Below are 18,723 nucleotides of genomic sequence, written 5' to 3'. Positions count from 1 at the left end.
GGTGAAAATTGTTTTTCCACCAGCCCCCGTCATTTTATTGCAGGGTGTTTGTTTCTTTTTTGATGAACGACTTGATGTTGCTGATCAGCTCATCTTCCTGGTATGGCTTGCCCAGATACTCGTTGACGCCCAGCTCCATCGCATAGCTGCGATGCTTGCCCGCGGTACGCGAGGTGATCATGATGATCGGGATATGGCGGGTCCGATCGTCATTGCGGATATTGCGGGTCAAGTCGAAGCCGTCCATGCGCGGCATTTCGATGTCCACCAGCATCACGTCCGGAGTAATCGCCTGCAGCTGCTCCAGCGCATCGACGCCGTCTTTCGCCAGCACTACCTGGTAGCCTTCGCGCGACAGCAGACGCTGGGTCACCCGGCGCACGGTCAAGGAATCGTCGACCACCATCACCACGCTCTGGCTGCGCAAGCCCTGCACTGCCTGTGCCACCGGCGGCGCTGCCGATTCAGGATTGACGCTCATCTCGGCCACGGCGCCCATGGCGTCGTGGGTTGCCAGGTGCGACTGCCGCGGTGCGCGATGTTCGTGCGCCGAACGCTGCAGTTGCAGCTGCATCAAAGGCACCGGATTCAGGATCAGCACGATATCGCCGGAACCCAGCACCGTGGCGCCGGCAATCCCGATCATCCGCGACAATTGCGGACCGATATTCTTGACCACGACTTCTCGGTTGCCGACGATTTCGTCGACATGCAAGGCGACCCGGTCATTACCGCTGCGCAGAATGATGACCGGAGAATATTGCTGCGCCACCGGCGCCATCTCGGCATCGCCCAGCAACGTCGACAGATACTGCAAGGGCACCTTGTGTCCCTGCCACATCAGCGTGCCGTCGTTATAGGCGGCGGCCAAGGCCTTGGCCTTCAACTGCTGCACCTGTTCCACCAGCGCCGACGGCACGGCGTAGGTACTGCCGCCGGTGGTCAGCAGCACGACCTGGGTAACCGCCAGGGTCAGCGGCAAGTGAATCGTGAAATGCGTGCCATGGCCAGGATCGCTGGTCACCGCAACGCGGCCACCCAGCGATGCCGCTTCCGAGCGCACCACGTCCATGCCGACGCCGCGTCCGGCCAGCTCCGTGACATCCGCAGCGGTGGAAAATCCGGGACGGAAAATCAAGTCGGTGGTTTCCAGGTCAGAGAGCTGCTCATCGTTTTCCAGCAGACCGACGGAACGCGCCTTGTCGCGGATGCGCGGCAGGTTCAGGCCCTGGCCGTCATCCGACAGCTGAATCAAAATTTCATTACCGTCCTGACGGATTTCAATTTTCAGTTCGCCGGTTTCGTTCTTGCCTGCAGCACGCCGTGCTTCCCGCGATTCGATCCCGTGCACGATGGCGTTACGCAGCAAATGCTCGAACGGAGCGATCATCTTTTCCAGCACGCTACGGTCGATTTCCACATGGCTGCCGCGGATATCCAGGTTGACGCGCTTGTCCAGTTCCTTGGCGACCTGGCGTGTCAGCCGGTACAGACGCTCGCCGATACTGGCAAACTGCACCATCCGCACATGCATCAGATCCTGTTGCAGATCGCGCGTCAGCCGGCGTTGCGTCAGCAAGTCGACGTTGGCGCCTTCGACTGTGTTGGTCAGATTCTTCTGCAGCGAGGCAACGTCGTTGACGCTCTCCGCCATCATCCGTGTCAGTTCCTGCAGCCGCGTGAAGCGGTCGAATTCGAGCGGGTCGAATTCGCGCTCGCCGGCCAGGGTCATGCGCGAACTGATCTGCGCTTCAGCCTGGATTTCGATCTCACGCAGCTGGCCGCGCAAGCGGTCAACGTTTTCCGTCAATTCAGACAAAGACAGCTGCAAGGTGCCGATGCCGGATTCAAGCCGTGAACGGGTGATCGAAACTTCACCGGCCTGGTTCACCAGCCGGTCGAGAATATCCGCATTGACGCGCACCTGCGACACCAGGCCGCCGGTGCTGGCAAGCGCCGGCGCCACCACGCCGGCAGCCAGCGATGGCATCACGCTCGGCAGGTTGACCGGTGCATGCGCCTGGGCCGCCGCCTCTGCTGCGAGCGGCGCAGCAGGAGCGACAGGTTGCGCCGCTTGCGGATTGCGCAGATTATCAAACATCTGTACGCCGCGGTCATAGTGCGCCAGCAATTCGTCGACCGTGTGGCGTGACGAGCTGCCCGATTGCAGGATCACCTCGATATGGCTTTCCATCTCGTGCATGTGCTGGCCAAGCACCATCGCGCCGGCCATGCGGGCGCTGCCCTTGATAGTGTGCAGATGGCGCAGGATAGCCTGCGGCACCGGATGCGCGCTGGTCGTGCCGACCGGATTTTCCTGCCAGCTGCGCAAGGCGCTGCCGATCTGCGGCAGCATGTCGCCGCCCTCTTCCAGGAAGATCGGCAGCAAATCTGGATCCAGCTCATCGCGCACCGCCAGCAAAGGATCGATATCTTCCTTCGGCGCTTCAAACAGATGCGGCACTTCCGCCACTGCAGGCTGATGCGGCGCCACGGCGGCAATCGCGATCGGCTGCACGTGCAATGCCTCATCCCAGTTTTCGACAGGTTCGGTGACGGCCGCGATCGGGGCTACAGGAACTTCAGTCAGTTGCGGTGCGATTTCTGCAGCTATCGATTCAAGCTCGATAGCAGGCGCAACGATTTCCTGCGCCGGCGCTTCTTCGCTGCCTTCTATTTCCGGCAACTCTTCCACTTCATGCGCGCGCGACTCCTGCCGCTGCCACAAACTGTCCAGGCTGCTCACCAGCGCCGGCTCGTAATACGGCATGTCGCCTTGAGTGAACTGCTGCAGCATCCACTTGGCGCGCTCGACGCTCAATTGCAAGGTGTCATAATCGGCGCCGTGCAGGCTGCCTGGCTGCAACGCCATGCGCTGCAAAGCCATTTCCAGCGCATGCGCGACTTCCTGTAAAGGCTTGAAACCTACTGTGGCGGAACTGCCCGCCAGCGAATGGGCGGCGTGCACCGATTGCGTCATCACCGGCCGTTCAGGTTCATGCCGCCACTCGGCAAAATCATGCGCGAGGTGACGCACCAGCTGGTCGGTCTCGGCCAGATAGATGTTGTACAGCGGCAGGCTGATGGTCAGGTCGCCGATCTGCTTGGTGCTGTCGTCATGCCGGATTTCCTGCATGCCGGGAAAAGCGATAACTTCAGCACTGGCAGGCGCTTCCTGCAACGCGGCGACCGGCGCCGCTTCAGCCAGCGGCTGTTCATGCATTTCCGCTGCCGAGGTCAGTTCTTCTTCAATGCCGGCTTCGTGCGCCTTGCTGTGGATGGAGACGACGGTTTCCGTGTGCTCAGCGTGGGTGACGCCGAACAAGGCCAGGTCGTCGTCGCTCAGCTGGATTTCCTCGGCTTGCGCCGGCATCTCCGGCAAATCGCTGAGTTCCAGGATTTCGCTTGCGGCTTCGGCCAGCACCGGGGCGGCGACTGCCGGAGCGGCGAAAGCACCGCCTTCGCGCACAGTCTCGGCAATGCCAGCCAATGCATGCGGCGTCCGTTCCGAGTGTCCATCCAGCTGGATTTCCCTGACCCAGCCATCAAGCTCGGTCACGGCATGATCGAGCAGAGCGCTCAGGTCGGCGCTTACCGCGCGCGATTCCGACAGCCACAGGTTCAAGACCTGTTCGATGCTCCAGGCCGCTTCGCCGAAAGCATTCAAGCCGATCATGCGGCCGCTGCCTTTGAGTGTATGGAAAGCGCGGCGCAATACTGTCAGCGGCTCTTGCTTGTGCGGTGCGCCGTGCAATTGCAGAAGGGCTTGCCTGGCGTTAGTCAGGACCTCTTCTGCTTCGGACAAAAAAATCTCACGCAGTTCGGCGTCGGCCTCCTCGTCAGTCACCGTCGCCACCGCCGCTACAGGCGGCGCCGCTTCCGCTGCATGCAGCGGCACGATGGTGGTCACGATCTCCGCCAGCGATTGCTGTGAAGCGGAGAAATCCGGATGGTCGAGAATGTCGATCGCAGCCTGGGCGCGGTCGGTAGCTTCCGGATTGTCGCTCAGGGCAGCATCAACCCGCATCTGCACCAGCGATTCCTTCAGTCTTTCCTGCAGCTCCGGATCGTGCGGCTGCGCTGTCAGCGACAGCGCCAGCTCCGCCGATTGCTGCTGGTGCTGCAGCAGCTCGTCTTCCACAGTTGCCAGTTCAGGCAGCGATGGCAGGCTGTCGCCGCCGGCGCTTGCTGCCGCTGGATGATGCTCGCTGACTGTCGACGACACAACCGGATCGGGCTGCGGCGCGGCAACCATCGCGCGCCGCTCCAGCAGATTGATGCGGAATACGCCGGCCTCTTCATCGAAAGTGAAGTGGTTGTTTTGCGTATCCGACTGATGCTGCAGCGTTTCAATGAAAAAACTCAGCGCACCGATGTTTTGCGCAATCCGTTCAAACTCCTTTTGTTCCGGCGCTTCCGGCAACAGCTCGCCACCCTCGGCGGCAAAACGTTTCAAGGTGCTGCGCGTGTGTTCGACCACGCGGATAGCGTCGCTCTGGTCCTGGATCGCCAGCGCGCCCTGGATCTGGTGCAGCACTTGTTCGATCTGGGTCAGCACTTCCCGCCGCTCTGGCTCCCTGAAGAACTCATCCAGCATTTTTTCAACCTGGCGCAAGCTCGACAGCATTTCCGAAGCCAGCATCTTGACGGTCTGGCGCTGTTGCGCTTCGCGATAGATGTCGTCGATCCACTGTGCCGGCTTGTCCAAGGTCTCGCCCGAGACCACGGCCAGCAGGCGCGCAGTCATGGCATCGGCACGCTCGGAGAAATTCTGCGGCAGACGGCTGATGTGGTTCAGCGTGTTTTCGATAAACAACAGGCTGGTGGCGATTTCCATGCAGATCGCGTCACCTGGCCGCGAATGCGCGGCGTGGCGCGCGATGCCGTTCAGTTCGCGCAGCAGCTTGGACAAGGACGGCGCGTTGAGCTGGCTGCCGGCTTCGCTGAGGCCGTGCATTTCTTTTTCAAACGCAGCAGCCGGGCCGGCGTCGCCGCTGGCCAGACGGTCCCACATGTTCTTCGCTTGCCCCAGGCGTTCTTTGGCGGCGCCCAATGCGTCCAGGCTGATCTGGCCGTAGTGGCGGGTGCTGTAGTCGGTCGGCACCAAGCCATTGAGACGGTAGGCGGCGCGAATCTGGGTAGTCAGCTTGGAGGCGTTTTCAATCCCGGCGATAAAGAACAAGGCATCGCGCAACAGCCTCTCCGAAATGCTGGAAGAGCCTTGGCTGAGGCGACGCAGTTGCAGGTTGATGCGGGCGAACAACTGCTTGACGTACAGTTCGTTGGAAATCTGCGCCGTCGCAACCGCTTCAGAAAAGCCGTGCATGACCCACCAGAAAGCCCGCGCCTGCTGGTTGCGCTGGGTCTGTTCGACTTCGCCGACCACTACCTGCATGACGCCGGCGTTTTCCAGTTCAATCGCCTTGTCGGCGCTTTTCAGGAACGGCAGCAGCGCGCGCTCAAAGCGCTTGCGCAGGGGCAGATAGGCTTCGGCCTCGATCGCCACGGCATGATCTGCGGCCGGGAAATGCGGGCGGATTGTCAGGTCGGGGAAAAACAGGTCGGCCGGATGGATTCTTTCAGCGCCGCGGATTTCCAGCAGCGCCTGGTAATAAGGGAACAAGCGTACCGGCTGATGGCTGCCGCCGGCCAGCACTTCGTCCAGGTATTCGATCAATGCCTGATAGGCATTGCCGATAGTCTGCACATGCTGCGCGCTCAGTTCGGCCTGGCCGGATTCGGCGCGCTCGAGCAGGTCTTCAACGGTTTCTGTGATGATGATGACGCCGTCAATGTCGACCATTTGCAAGGCGCCGTGCGCCTGGTGCAGATAGGTCTTGGCATGACGGATGGCGGTGGAATGATCGTCGCCGGCCTGCTGCTTGTCGCTGATTTGCAACAAGGCATTGCCGGATTGGTTCAGCGCCTCGCGAATTTCGCTCATCACCCATGACAATGGTCCGGTATCAAGATGAGTCCGCGTTGAATCTTGCAAATGCGCCGCGGAACTGGAAAAATCGGTGGTCATGACTGCCTCATGGGTTCAGGGTGTGGTCAAACGAGTTGACCATGATGCATATCGGCCAAAACATCACCCATGATTGCGGCAGTAGCAGCGCAAACCCGGGCAAGCCTTGGCCGATACCGCGCTTGCAGACCTGACGGCAGGTCGGCAAGCGCAGGACTACACATTAATTGGTCACGCGGAAACGCGATACCGAACTCTTCAAATCTTCTGCCAGCTTCGACAGTTCGCGAATCGACAGCGCCGTCTGGCGTGTACCTTCCCGCGTCTTTTCCGTCACCGAAAGAATGTTTTGAATGTTGGTGGCCACGCCGTTTGCAGAATTAGCTTGCTGCTCGGTAGTGGAGGAAATGCTTTGAATCAGTTCCGCCAGACGGTTCGAAACGCGCCGGATGTCCGACAGCGCCGCACCGGCCGCATCTGACAGCTTGGCACCCTCGACCACCCCTTGCGTCGAACGTTCCATCGCCACCACCGCATCGTGGGTGTCGGTCTGAATGGTACGCACCAGCGCGCCAATCTGCTTGGTCGCCGCGCCGGAACGTTCCGCCAGGCGCTGAACTTCTTCCGCAACCACCGAGAATCCGCGTCCTGCTTCACCGGCGGAAGCGGCCTGGATCGCCGCATTCAGCGCCAGCACGTTGGTCTGTTCGGTAATGTCGGAAATCAGTTCGGTGATTTCACCAATTTCCTGGGACGATTCGCCCAGCCGCTTGATGCGCTTGGAGGTTTCCTGGATGTGTTCGCGGATTTCGTTCATACCCGAAATCGCATTTTCCACCGCCTTGGAACCTTCTTCCGCCGCGCTAACTGACTGCCGCGCCACTTCAGCTGATTCACTAGCCGATTTGGAAACGTCGGTAATCTGGGTCGCCATGTCAAGAACCGCTTGCGTGGTTTCCTGAATATCGCGCGACTGCCGTTGCGACGCCGCCAGCAGTTCGATCGAAATGCTTTGCGCCTGGTCCGACGCCACGGTAACCTGCTGCGCCGTTGCGGTAACCCGTCCGACCAGCCCGCGCAACTCTTCCACCGTATAGTTAACCGAGTCGGCGATCGCGCCGGTAATGTCTTCCGACACCGTTGCCTGCACTGTCAAGTCACCGTCCGCCACTTCCTGCAATTCATTCATCAGGCGCAAAATCGCGGCCTGGTTCTGGTCGTTGGCGTTACTTGCGTCTTCTTCCTGCTTGATCGCCTGCAGACGCTGTTCTTCCGCTTCCATCCGGCGTACGTCAGCTTCGTGGGTACGGTGACGACCGTCCTGCACCTGCACCCAGGCAATCGCGGCAGCCGCCAGCAGGGTCGCGAAGGCCGACAGCAGCATCAGCCAGAACCAGATGCTTTGCGTATCCTGCGCAGTACGATAGGTATCCTGCAGCGCACCCAGGCGTTGCTTGAGATTTTCGTTCTCGGTAAAGATCAATTGCTCGGACTGCTTGGCGGAAACGAAGTTCTGCATATTGCCCAGAATCGATGCAACCGACTCCTGGTATTCGGCAAAGCTCTTTTCCAGTTCGGTCAGCTTGCTGCGTTCTTCTTCGTTCTTGCTGGCCGGCAGGCGCAATACATCGCTGCCGTTCAGGAAACCGCTGACGATGTCGCGGAAAGTGTTGGTATCCTTGCCCAGCAAGAACGCCGTTTCCGGGTTCACACCCTCAGAAGTCAGGAATTCATTGGCGCTACGGCCCAGACGCTGGGTCAACATGACCAGCTGCGAGGACGCCGCGATTTCGCGCGGGGTGGCGCCGGTCTGGGTCTTCAGGGTCGCGATCTGTTCCGACAGGTCGAGCAGGTTAGGCGAGATGCCGTTCAGTTTTTGCAAGGTCACGCCGAAGCTGGTCAATTCCTTTTGCAGCTTCAGGATGGTGTCCGCGGCCTTGTCTGTATTCGACCAGATCTTGTTGACGTCGGTCAGCTTGGAATCCATGGCGGCGCTCGGGGCACTGATATCGTGTCCCTTGAAATCGCCGCCTTTCGACAGGATGCCCAAATCCTGGTTGAATTCCGTGCGGCTGTCGGCCAGTTGCTTGAACGCCTCGGCATTACCCTGAATCGCATTCGGCGTCGCCTTACCGATACGCTGCGAGTGCATCAGCGCGTCGCCGGCGATCTGGGTCTGGGTCGAGCTCATCGTGGAACTCTTGGCGTTCAGCCACAGGAACAAAATGGTCAGCAGCAAACCCGCGCCGAGCATGATCAGCAGCAGGCGGACCTGCTTTTGCTGCGGCAGTTTGCCGATCAGTGGCAACGGCCGTGCATCCGGGCTGGCGATTTCAACGGCAGCGCGGGTGAAAGCGGCAGCCGGCGCAGCCGTCACGGCAGCTTCCGGAACGGCCGCAAAGCTTGGCGCCGCTGTCGGCTCAGGCTTATAAACAGGGGCTGGCGCAGCAAGCGGCGCCACGACAGGCGCCGGCGGCGGCTCAGGAATGAAACGTTCTTCCATGACAGTCTGTTCAGGATCGTGCATCAGCGCGTCCTGCATGAAACGATCGCCAGCCTCGCCCTGCTCTTCCTTGGCCGCCTTGGATAAAGACGGTAGTTTGAATGCCATTACAGAATCTCCTAATTGCCAATTCGCTGCCACCGGACACCGCTGCTGTTGCAACGGCGCCTGGGACTCATAAACCTACTTGTAAAAAACGAGGGTCGTGCAAGATTTGGGCCATGCTCAGCTCGGTCCAGACCTGGGAATCGCTGTCCAGATAGCGCCGGGCGCCAGTCTGGTCCAGCGGATCAGGGGCTTGCAGCGTCATTTGAGCGACGTTGCGCAAGCCCATAACACGGGACACCAGCAAGCCGCTGTTGAAAGAAAATGTCGGTGCGAAAGCGACAATCCGACATTCCTTGTCAATTTGCGTCAATCCCTGTCCCTGAAAGCGTGCAAAATCGATCACGCTGATCAGCGTGCCGCGCACATTGCTCAGGCCCAGATACCAGTCGTGGGTCAATGGCACCCGCGAAATCTGGTCGACGGCGACGATTTCGCCGGCCTCTTGCAGATTCAACAACCACCGGCTCGATCCGATCAATAAGCCAAGCTGGCTTTCCTGCGCCTCGCTGCCGCTGCGGGCAGCCTGCATCCGCTCCAGCAAGTGCGACTGGAATTCGCGCAGCCGGCTGCGGCGCAAGTCGGCGTCAAGCGCAACCTTGTTGACAGGTTGCAGCGGTGACGATGGCGGCAAATCCGCCGTCAGAGGCGAGGTTGATTGGGTCATATTGATTGTGTACTGATGCCGTAGGTCAAACTTTAAATTCCAACTTCCGCACTCGATTAACCGAGCGCAGCGATTTTAGCGAGCAGTTCCTTCGGATCGATAGGTTTCACCAGGTAGTCGCGCGCGCCCTGGCGCAAGCCCCAGATACGGTCGGTTTCCAGGCCCTTGCTGCTGCAGATGATGATAGGAATATCCTTGGTGTCGTCGTCGCGCGTAATCGAGCGCGTTACCTGGAAGCCGTTCTGGCCAGGCATCACCACGTCCATCAGGATCAGTTGCGGCTTGTCAGCCTTGATCTTGTCGAGGATGCCTTCGCCGTTTTCGGAAGTCGACACGGAGTAGCCGGCCTTCGCCAGGATATCGGTCAGGAAATAACGCTCGGTTGGGGAGTCGTCGACTATGAGAATTTTTTGTATGGCCATTTTCAACCTTTATTTACTTCAGTTACGCAAACTACTTACGTCAATTATTTAATCGTTCAACCGCTGCGGCTCATGCCACAGCCGGTACTGCACCGTCCGCAGTCTGGGTATGCTGGCGCACCGCCTTCAGCAGACTGTCCTTGGTGAACGGCTTGGTGAGGTACTCGTCTGAACCAACCATGGCGCCGCGCGCGCGGTCAAACAGGCCGTCCTTGGACGACAGCATGACCACCGGCGTTGCATGGAATTTGGCGCTCTTTTTGATCAGGGCGCAGGTCTGATAGCCGTCCAGGCGAGGCATCAGGATGTCGCAAAAAATCAGTGCAGGCTTGTGATCGTTGACTTTCGCCAAGGCATCGAAGCCATCTTCGGCCAGTACTACCTGATAACCGGCCTGGCTCAGGAAAATCTCCGCAGAACGACGAATCGTGCTGCTATCGTCAATCACCATAACCTTCAGGTTGACGCCGCCAAGTGATGTAGTCATGAAATCGTCTCATTCAATCCAAATAAATCTACGGCGTCACTGTAACAAAGAAAGACATTCCTTAGGACAATGTTTTATGTACAGAAGCCGGTAAAGTTCAATTTATTTTGTAACTGAGAACGATAACTTAATCTTTCTACAATAAAAAAGAGGGGATTAGCTTAAATGGCAACCATTTCGAAATCTTCCTTGCGCGCGCCGCATTCCGGACAAGTCCAGTTCATCGGCACGTCGTCCCACAGGGTGCCCGGAGCGATGCCTTCTTCCGGCAAACCGGCCTCTTCGTCATAGACCCAGCCGCAAATCAGGCACATCCAGGTTTTGTATTCAGTCTTCGATGTTGCGTTGCTTTCGTTATTGCTCACGGCAGTGACCCTTCAATCAAGTAAAATGCAAAGTCGGATATCTTAATCTACCCGCCGTGCAAAACCAAACTTCTCCCCTTATATTGACCTTCGGCGTGGCCGACCCAGTCGGCGCCGCCGGCATCCAGGCAGACCTGGCCACTTTTTCAGCGATGGGCTGTCATGGCCTGTCTGTCATCACGTCGATACTGATCGGCGACACCGCCCGCATCGAAGACACCCAGCAGATCGATGCAGACTGGGTCGCCGACCAGGCCCGCGTGCTGCTCGAAGACATGCCGGTGGCCGCCTTCAAGGTCGGCGCCGTCGGCAGCATCGAGAGCGTGTCGGTGATCGCCGAGATTGTCTCAGACTATCCGGAAATCCCGCTGATTCTAGACCCTTTTCTATCGGCCATGCCGGATCAGGGACAAGACAGCGAAGACCTGCTGACCGCCATCCGTGAACTGCTGATTCCGCAAACCACCGTCATGGTGCTGTCGGCAGTGGAGCTGGCGCGGCTGGCGGAAACCTGGCGCGAGCAGTCGTCGGAAGACATGCTGAGCATCGACGCGATGCGCGTCATCGAACTCGGCTGCGAATATCTGTTCGTCACCGGCACCCCGACCCCAGCCGCCGAAATCGGCAACACCCTGTTCAGCGAAAACGGCGTGGTGCGGCAGGATACCTGGCCGCGCGTCTCCGGCTCTTTCAGCGGCGCCGGCACTACCTTGTCGGCGGCGATCGCAGCCATGCTTGCCAACGGCCTGGACGTGCCGGAGGCGGTTTCCGAAGCCCAGGAATTCACCTTGGCCGCAGTCACCGCAGCGCAACGGCTGGGGATGGGCCGGCTGATACCGGACCGCTATTTCTGGGCCCGCGAAGAGGGACTGGAGCGCGAAACAAAGGACGAGGACGGCGCCGGCGATTCCTGATTTTCAGCGCACGCAGAGCAGCATGCATTCATAGCAAACATCTTTCGTGAACCATTTTTCCGACACCAAGCAAATGATTTCCAATAACGATACCCTGTTCGCCCGCGCTCAACTGACCACTCCCGGCGGCGTCAATTCGCCGGTGCGCGCCTTCCGTTCGGTGGGCGGTACGCCGCGCTTCATCACGCACGCCGAAGGCCCTTATTTCTGGGACGCCGATGACCGCCGCTACATCGACTACATCGGCTCCTGGGGTCCGGCGATCGTCGGCCATGCCCACCCCGTGGTGATCAAGGCGGTGCAGGATGCGGCCGCGCGCGGCCTCAGCTTTGGCGCGCCGACCCAGGGCGAAATCGAGATCGCAGAAGAAATCTGCAAGCTGGTGCCGTCGATCGAACAAGTGCGCCTGGTGTCCAGCGGCACCGAAGCGACCATGAGCGCGCTGCGCCTGGCGCGCGGCGCCACCGGCCGCGACAAGATCGTCAAGTTCGAAGGCTGCTATCACGGTCACGCCGATTCGCTGCTGGTCAAGGCCGGCAGCGGCTTGCTGACCTTCGGCAATCCGACTTCGGCCGGTGTGCCGGAAGATTTCGTCAAGCACACGCTGGTGCTCGACTACAACAATTGCGAGCAGCTGGAACAGGCTTTCAAGGACATGGGCGACCAGATCGCCTGCGTCATCGTCGAGCCGGTGGCCGGCAACATGAACCTGGTGCGGGCGACGCCGGAATTCCTGCAAACCATGCGCCGCCTGTGCACGCAATACGGCACTGTGCTGATTTTCGATGAAGTGATGTGCGGCTTCCGCGTGGCGCTGGGCGGCGCGCAAGCGCTATACAGCATCAAGCCCGACATCACCGCGCTGGGCAAGGTCATCGGCGGCGGCTTGCCGGTGGCGGCCTTCGGCGGCCGCGCCGACCTGATGAAGCACATGGCGCCGCTCGGTTCGGTGTACCAGGCCGGTACGCTGTCCGGCAATCCGGTGGCGGTGGCGGCGGGCATGAGCACCCTCAAGCTGATCCAGGAACCGGATTTCTACACCAGGCTGACGGCGCAAACCGCCAAGCTGGTGCAAGGCTTGAGCGACGCTGCCAAGGAAGCCGGCGTCACCTTCAGCGGCGACGCCATCGGCGGCATGTTCGGCCTGTATTTTGCGGCAGAGGTGCCGGGCACTTACACCGCGGTGATGGCTTCCAACAAGGACCTGTTCAACAAATTCTTCCACGCCATGCTGGATGCCGGCGTCTACCTGGCGCCGTCGGCCTTTGAAGCCGGTTTCGTGTCGGCGCAGCATGACGACGCAGTGATCGGGGCAACCATCGCCGCAGCGCGCGGCGCATTTGCGCAACTGGCGTAAAGATCCGCCGCATACCGGTCTAGGTGTCCGCCTCGTCGGCCACGTCATTCCCGCGTTCGCGGGAATGACGGAGACGCAACCAGGGCCACCGAGGTGGGCGCGCCCATTCTGTTTTCAGTTCAGCCAGCCGCGCCGGCGGAAGTACCAGAACGGCGTGATCGCCGAACACACCATCAGCACCAGTGCCAGCGGATAGCCGAGATGCCACTCGAACTCGGGCATGAAACGGAAATTCATGCCGTAAATGCTGGCGATCAGGGTCGGCGGCAGGAACGCCACCGAGGCGACCGAGAAGATCTTGATGATCTTGTTCTGGTTGATGTTGATGAAGCCGACCGTCGCATCCATCAGGAAGTTGATCTTGTCGAACAGGAACGCGGTGTGGCCATCCAGCGATTCGATATCGCGCAGGATCTGGCGCGCATCTTCAAACTGATCCACGTTCAGCAAGCGTCCGCGCATCAGGAAACTGACGGCGCGGCGGGTATCCATCATGTTGCGCCGGATCCGTCCGTTCAAGTCTTCCTCATGCGCCATGGCGCTCAGCGCTTCGGCCGCAGCCTGGTCGGTCAGCTTCTTTTGCAGCACGCGCTGGCTGACCTCGTCCAGCTTCTTGTAGACGCCCTCCAGGGCGTCGGCGGAGTATTCGGCATCTGTCTGGTACAGGTCGAGCAACACGTCCTTGTAATCGCCGATAGAGCCCGGCCGCGAACGCGCGCGCATGCGCACCAGGCGAAACACCGGCAAGTCTTCGCCATGCACTGAAAACAGGATGTCGCGCGCCAGGATGAAAGCGACGGTGACGGTGGACGACGGGCCGTCGTCTTCTTCGAACAGGAAGTCGGTACGCAAGTGGAGGTCGCCGTTTTCCGCTTCGTAATAGCGGGCCGAGGCTTCAATATCCTTGACTTCGTCCTCGCCGGGCAAGGTAACGCCGTAGATGCTTTTGACCCAGGCACGCTCCTGGTCGTTCGGTTCGGTCAGGTCGACCCAGACCGGCTGGACCTGTTGCAAGTCGCTCTGACTCTCGATATTGACCTGGTTGAGCCGGCCGTTTTGCAATATGAATACATTGATCACGCTTACCTCGCAGACTGATTTTTCAGGGACGTTGCCATGCAGTTTTTTTCAGTCCGGCAATCCGAGCTTGCTGCAATTTAAACAACTTCCGTCAGGCCCGTATATTAAGGCAATTCAGCCGATCCCATGCGCCGCAAAATCAAACCGGTGCGCTGCGACAGATAAGCCGAGCCGCGATTCTTATCGTAGAACCGCGGCCGCGGCAGCATCACTGCAAGCCGCGCGGCCTGGCTGGCGCCGAGGTTGGTGGCGGAGGTTTTGTAGTAGTGCTGAGAGGCCGCCTCGGCGCCGAACACGCCGTTGCCCCACTCCACCACGTTCAGATAGATTTCGAATATGCGCTCCTTGTCCATCAGGAACTCCAGCATATAGGTGATGATCAGCTCCTGGCCTTTGCGCAGATAGCTGCGCTCGCCGGAGAGAAACAGGTTTTTCGCCAGCTGCTGGGTGATGGTGGAACCGCCGCGCACCACCTTGCCCTTCTTGGTGTTTTTCTCGTAAGCCTGTTGCAGCGCATCCCAGTCGACGCCGTCATGCTCGGAAAAATTGGCGTCTTCGGAAGCGATGATGGCGCGTTTCAGATTGTTCGAGATGCGCGCATACGGCACCCATTTGAATTGCAGCTGGGCGTCCGGTACGGTTTCCTGCAGCTCGGACAGGCGATGGCGCATGAAGCTGGTGGAGCTTGGATTGTGGTCGACCCACCACCAGATTTGTACGAAAAAATAAACCTGCAGCAGCAAGACTGCGGCGATCAGCAGCAAACATAAACGCAAAAAAATCTTGCCGACTGATTTCATTCTGATTTCCTGCAAATAAATAATCCGGGCAGCCAGTTGTGCGCGCTTAAAGCTGCGCATTTAAAGCTGAGAACGCAAGGCCGCAAATACAGCATCGGTATGCGGGCGCACGCCGCGCCAGACAAAGAACGCTTCGGCCGCCTGCTCCACCAGCATGCCAAGGCCATCGCGCACGCGCGCTCCGTGCGCTGCGGCGAACTGCATGAAGACGGTAGGCTGGCTGCCATACATCATGTCATAAGCCAGCGCCGCGGGGCCGAATACGCCGGCAGCCAGCGGCGGCAATTCGGCCTGCAAGCTGGCCGAAGTCGCGTTGATCACCAGGTCGAACCCCTGCGTCGCCTGCGCGAAACTGCAGGCGCTCAGGATGCCTGGCTGCTCGCTGTACTGCTGGAACTGCCGCACCAGTTCTTCCGCCTTGGCCACCGTGCGGTTGGCGATCACCAGCTGCGCCGGCCGCTCTTCCAGCAGCGGCAGCACCGCGCCGCGCGCCGCGCCGCCGGCGCCCAGCAACAGGATTTTCTTGTGCGCAAGGTCAAAGCCGGCATTGCGCACGATGTCGCTGACCAGGCCAACGCCATCGGTGTTATCGCCGAGGATGACGCCATTGTCGAATTTCAATGTATTCACTGCACCGGCCGCCTTGGCGCGGGTAGTCAGCTGGTCGGCCAATGCGTAGGCTTCCTGCTTGAACGGCACGGTGACATTGGCGCCGCGGCCGCCCTGGGCGATGAACTCCCGCACCGCGGCCGCAAAGCCGTCGAGCGGCGCCAGCAGGTGCGCATAGCGCATGTCCTGCGCGGTGTCGGCAGCAAAGCGGGCATGGATCGCCGGCGATTTGCTGTGGGCGATCGGATTGCCGATCACCACGTAGTCTGCAAAGCAAGCTGTAGATCCGGCGCCGCCTGTCATTGATTTACTCCGCTCATCAGTTGTGCTTCCAGCAGCCCTTCGCGGGTAAACTCGAAAGTGGAAATCACTTCCCACACATCGTCTTTGCCGCTGCTGCGCATATTCTCTGGGAAGCGTCCGAACGGCGCTGAGCGCTCAATGATTTTCAAGGTGGCGGCATCGAGGTCGCGATTGCCAGAACCGCGCTCGATACGGGCGCCGCCTTCTTTGGTGTACAAAGAGCCATCCTGGTAAATCGGAATATAGACCACCAGCTTGCCGTACAGGTTCTTGCCATTCTTTTTCGGGAAATTCAAGGTGCCCAGTTTTTCGACGCGGTCCTGGAACGCCTTGTAATAAGCCGCGTAGCCGACCGCGCGGGTGCTCGGCGTGATCTGGGTCTTTTTCGGCCGCTTGTTGTAGTCGTCGATATTCTTCGAGATTTCCGCTTCCCTGCGGGCGATCGCCTTGGCGCTTTCGACCAGGTCCCTGCCGCTAGGCTGCGGCGTGTTGTCGCTGGCCTTGTCCGACACATCCATGACAGGCATCTTCAAAGGCGTCTGCTTGTTCATCTGCGCCAGCATCTGCTGTTGCTGCTGCTCCAGCTGCTCGATGCGGCGCTGAGCGGCCTGGACATTGTCGCCATCTTCCGATTTGCGCATGTCAGGCAGCGGCGATTTGGCGCGGCCGGCGTCGGCATTGCCGCCGCCATCCAGGTTGGCTTGCGCCAGCGCTTCTGGCTTGACCGGCTTGGTGTTGTGCTTGGCGTTGACCAGGATCACTTCCAGCGCCGGATCGGTGGGTTTCAGCTTGAAGGCTTCAGGCGCAGCGAAACGCACCGCCAGCAGCGCCGCATGCGCCAATACCGATGCCGCGATGGCGCCGACCAGGATTCGATTTTGAAAAAAGGATTTCACGCGTGTGCCAAAGGTCGCTGTTAAAAGTGAAAAGAGAAGTTCGGAGAGGAATTCTACAAACGTAGAATTCTACAAGGGAAGCATTCTACGACAGAGAGATGCCCACAGGAAATTTACTGCAGGTCTCCGCTGCCTGATGCTTTCACTCCGTTGCCGGTTTGCTCTCCTGAGTTGCACACTCGTCATCAGCGGCCGGCGCCGCAGGTTCGCTCTCCAGCGCAGCTTCCAGCTCGGCTTCGGTGCTCTCGTGCGGCATGTCCATGGCGGCATCCAGTTCCGCAGCCATTTCCTCTTCCTCCTCCGGCTCGTCGAGCTGCTGGTCGTCCGGCGGCGCAGAGACTTCCAGCAAGCGCGCCTCAACCGTCAGGTCGACCTCGTCCCAGCGGATGATGTCCAGCTTGACCTGGGTGCCGCGCGCCAGTTGTTGCATGCCCGGCAATTTGATGACCAGCGGGATCTCGGCCAGCCGCAGGATTTCATCCTTCAGCACCGCGGCTTCTACCTGGCGCGCCTGTTCCTGGCCCAGCCAGCGCAAGCACCAGTAGCGCTCCATGTTCGACTGGAAGTCGCCGTAGCCGGAGTAAGCGGCGTCGAAGCCGGAGACGATCGCGAACAGATCGGCATCGCGCGGCTTGAACGGCGCCACCAGCGGCGCGGCGACGCCGCCTTCGACGCAAGCCAGGATCTGCCACTGGTTGACCAGGTCGGTATAGCGGCGCAGAGGCGAAGTGCTCCACGCATATTGATCGACGCCCAGGCCCTGGTGGGGCGCCGCGTGCGTCACCATGCGCACCTGCATCTTGGCAGCCCAGCCGCCGCTGCCGCCGCCCTGGGCACGATAGATGCCGGGCACGCCGTGGTCCGACATCAGCTTGCCCCAGCTGCTGTTGGCGAAGATCATCAGTTCCGCCACGATCTTGTCCAGCGGCGCACCGCGCTTGCGGCGCGCGATAGTGACGACATCGTCTTCGACATAGAAATTGAAATCGACGCGGTTGTTCTGCTCCGGCCGCAAGCCGAAGCCTTCGCGCTTGGCCATGCGGCCTTGCTCCAAAACCTGTATCCATTTCCACAGCACGGCAATATCGGCCTTGTGCGGATAGTCGCCGGCGTCGTTGGCCAGGTTCTCTTCCGTCACCAGTTCGTCCAGCGTGTTGTGGCGCAGGTTGGCGGAAATCGGCACCAGTTCGGCCTTGGTTTCGGTACTGATCAGGCTCCAGTCGGCCGGATTCAGGGTGGCGTACAGCGACAGTGCCGGACAGTTCTTGCCTTCTGCCAGGGTGAACGCTTCCACCAGTTCGTCCGGCAGCATGGTGATTTTGTCGCCCGGCATGTAGACGGTCGACATGCGCGCGCGCGCGATCGCGTCCAGAGGACCGCCGCGCTTGATGCCCAGGCCCGGTGCGGCGATATGAATGCCGATGCGGACATTGCCGTCAGCCAGGGTCTGCACCGACAAGGCATCGTCGATTTCCGTGGTGGTGACGTCGTCGATGGAGAATGCCTGCACCTGCGCCAGCGGCAGGTCGGCCACCGCCGGGATGGCGATCTTGGGAAAGCCCGCACCTTTGGGGAAAAATTCCAGCAAGAATTTGGACAGGTGCAGCTGCTTCGGCGAAGCAATACCGCCGACCGCCAGCATCAGGCGCTGCGGCGAAGTCTGCAATTCATTGCAGGCTGCCTCCAGCGCCTTGTATTCCAGGCTGTTCTTGTCCGGTTTGAACAGCAGCTGCAGCGCCAGCGGCTTCATCACTTCCGGCAACTGGCCGGCCTTGAGCTGGTCGACGTAGCCGGCCTGGACAAGGGCTTGCTGGCGTTTCTTTTCGATGCCGGCCTGGGCCGCTCTCAGCGATGCTTCCGGCGCGGCCTTGTAACGGCCCTTGCCCTTTTTATAAAAATAGATCGGCGCGGTGTGCAGGCTCAGCAGCAGGCCGGCGGCTTCCACCGGTTGCGGGGCGTGGCCGAAATACTCGGCGCCCAGTTCGGCAAAGCCGAATTCTTCCTGGCCCGCGACTTCCCACAGGAAGTCGAGCTCCATGCCTTGCGCGATCTGTTTGGCTTCGTCCAGCAGATCCTGCGGCGTCGGCGCAGTAAATTGCAGCAGCACGTCCTTGGCTTTCACCTTGCTGCGTTTGCCCGTTGGCAGTTCGACCTGATAGGCCTCGCCTTGCTGCGACAGTACGACACCTGCTTTAAAGTCGCCGGACTCTTCAAAAAATAGATTCATTGCATGCGCTTTACTTGTGA

At 60.0% G+C, this 18,723-nt stretch carries 13 protein-coding genes; 2 read left to right on the top strand and 11 right to left on the bottom strand.

Annotated elements, in window-relative coordinates:
• Positions 1-34: 34 nt before the first annotated feature.
• The 6 genes from KHU30_RS22485 to KHU30_RS22460 all read right to left on the bottom strand — a co-directional run bounded on the left by KHU30_RS22485 (position 35) and on the right by KHU30_RS22460 (position 10,466).
• Positions 35-6,028, bottom strand: coding sequence for a hybrid sensor histidine kinase/response regulator (locus KHU30_RS22485; protein ID WP_211444838.1), 5,994 nt, complete (start codon positions 6,026-6,028; stop codon positions 35-37).
• A 163-nt stretch (positions 6,029-6,191) separates the two neighbouring features.
• Entirely contained in the window at positions 6,192-8,579 is a 2,388-nt protein-coding gene (locus tag KHU30_RS22480) for a methyl-accepting chemotaxis protein (protein WP_230411219.1), read from the bottom strand.
• Positions 8,580-8,646: 67 nt separating this feature from the next.
• On the bottom strand, positions 8,647-9,243 hold the full coding sequence (locus tag KHU30_RS22475) for a chemotaxis protein CheW (RefSeq protein WP_211444836.1): 597 nt from the start codon (positions 9,241-9,243) through the stop codon (positions 8,647-8,649).
• A gap of 56 nt (positions 9,244-9,299) precedes the next feature.
• Positions 9,300-9,665, bottom strand: a complete 366-nt coding sequence (locus KHU30_RS22470; RefSeq protein WP_038485766.1) for a response regulator — start codon at positions 9,663-9,665, stop codon at positions 9,300-9,302.
• Positions 9,666-9,735: 70 nt separating this feature from the next.
• Positions 9,736-10,152, bottom strand: a complete 417-nt coding sequence (locus KHU30_RS22465; RefSeq protein WP_211444835.1) for a response regulator — start codon at positions 10,150-10,152, stop codon at positions 9,736-9,738.
• A gap of 161 nt (positions 10,153-10,313) precedes the next feature.
• On the bottom strand, positions 10,314-10,466 hold the full coding sequence (locus tag KHU30_RS22460; protein ID WP_038495022.1) for a rubredoxin: 153 nt from the start codon (positions 10,464-10,466) through the stop codon (positions 10,314-10,316).
• 107 nt (positions 10,467-10,573) lie between these two features.
• Between KHU30_RS22460 and thiD the strand changes: the two genes are divergently transcribed.
• Together thiD and hemL are read left to right on the top strand one after the other, a co-directional pair.
• Positions 10,574-11,431 (top strand): bifunctional hydroxymethylpyrimidine kinase/phosphomethylpyrimidine kinase, encoded by an 858-nt coding sequence (gene thiD / locus KHU30_RS22455; RefSeq protein WP_211444834.1) that lies wholly within the window; start codon positions 10,574-10,576, stop codon positions 11,429-11,431.
• 73 nt (positions 11,432-11,504) lie between these two features.
• Positions 11,505-12,788, top strand: coding sequence for a glutamate-1-semialdehyde 2,1-aminomutase (gene hemL / locus KHU30_RS22450; RefSeq protein WP_211444895.1), 1,284 nt, complete (start codon positions 11,505-11,507; stop codon positions 12,786-12,788).
• Between the two features lie 114 nt (positions 12,789-12,902).
• Here the strand turns inward: hemL and corA are convergent, their stop codons facing one another.
• The 5 genes from corA to KHU30_RS22425 form a co-directional block, all read right to left on the bottom strand.
• On the bottom strand, positions 12,903-13,868 hold the full coding sequence (gene corA, locus KHU30_RS22445; RefSeq protein ID WP_211444833.1) for a magnesium/cobalt transporter CorA: 966 nt from the start codon (positions 13,866-13,868) through the stop codon (positions 12,903-12,905).
• Positions 13,869-13,972: 104 nt separating this feature from the next.
• Entirely contained in the window at positions 13,973-14,668 is a 696-nt protein-coding gene (gene mtgA, locus KHU30_RS22440) for a monofunctional biosynthetic peptidoglycan transglycosylase (protein WP_211444832.1), read from the bottom strand.
• Between the two features lie 60 nt (positions 14,669-14,728).
• Positions 14,729-15,580 carry a shikimate dehydrogenase gene (aroE, locus tag KHU30_RS22435; protein WP_211444831.1) on the bottom strand — a complete coding sequence of 284 codons (852 nt, stop codon included), beginning with the start codon at positions 15,578-15,580 and terminating at the stop codon, positions 14,729-14,731.
• Entirely contained in the window at positions 15,577-16,476 is a 900-nt protein-coding gene (locus KHU30_RS22430) for a TonB C-terminal domain-containing protein (protein ID WP_211444830.1), read from the bottom strand. The genes aroE and KHU30_RS22430 overlap by 4 nt, the downstream gene beginning before the upstream one ends.
• Before the next feature lie 142 nt (positions 16,477-16,618).
• Entirely contained in the window at positions 16,619-18,703 is a 2,085-nt protein-coding gene (locus tag KHU30_RS22425; RefSeq protein WP_211444829.1) for a ribonuclease catalytic domain-containing protein, read from the bottom strand.
• Positions 18,704-18,723 lie beyond the last annotated feature (20 nt).

Origin of the sequence: Collimonas humicola (genome assembly GCF_018304945.1) — a bacterium.
GTDB classification, from domain to species: Bacteria; Pseudomonadota; Gammaproteobacteria; order Burkholderiales; family Burkholderiaceae_D; genus Collimonas; species Collimonas humicola.
This window is presented reverse-complemented; position numbering and strand designations above follow the sequence as displayed.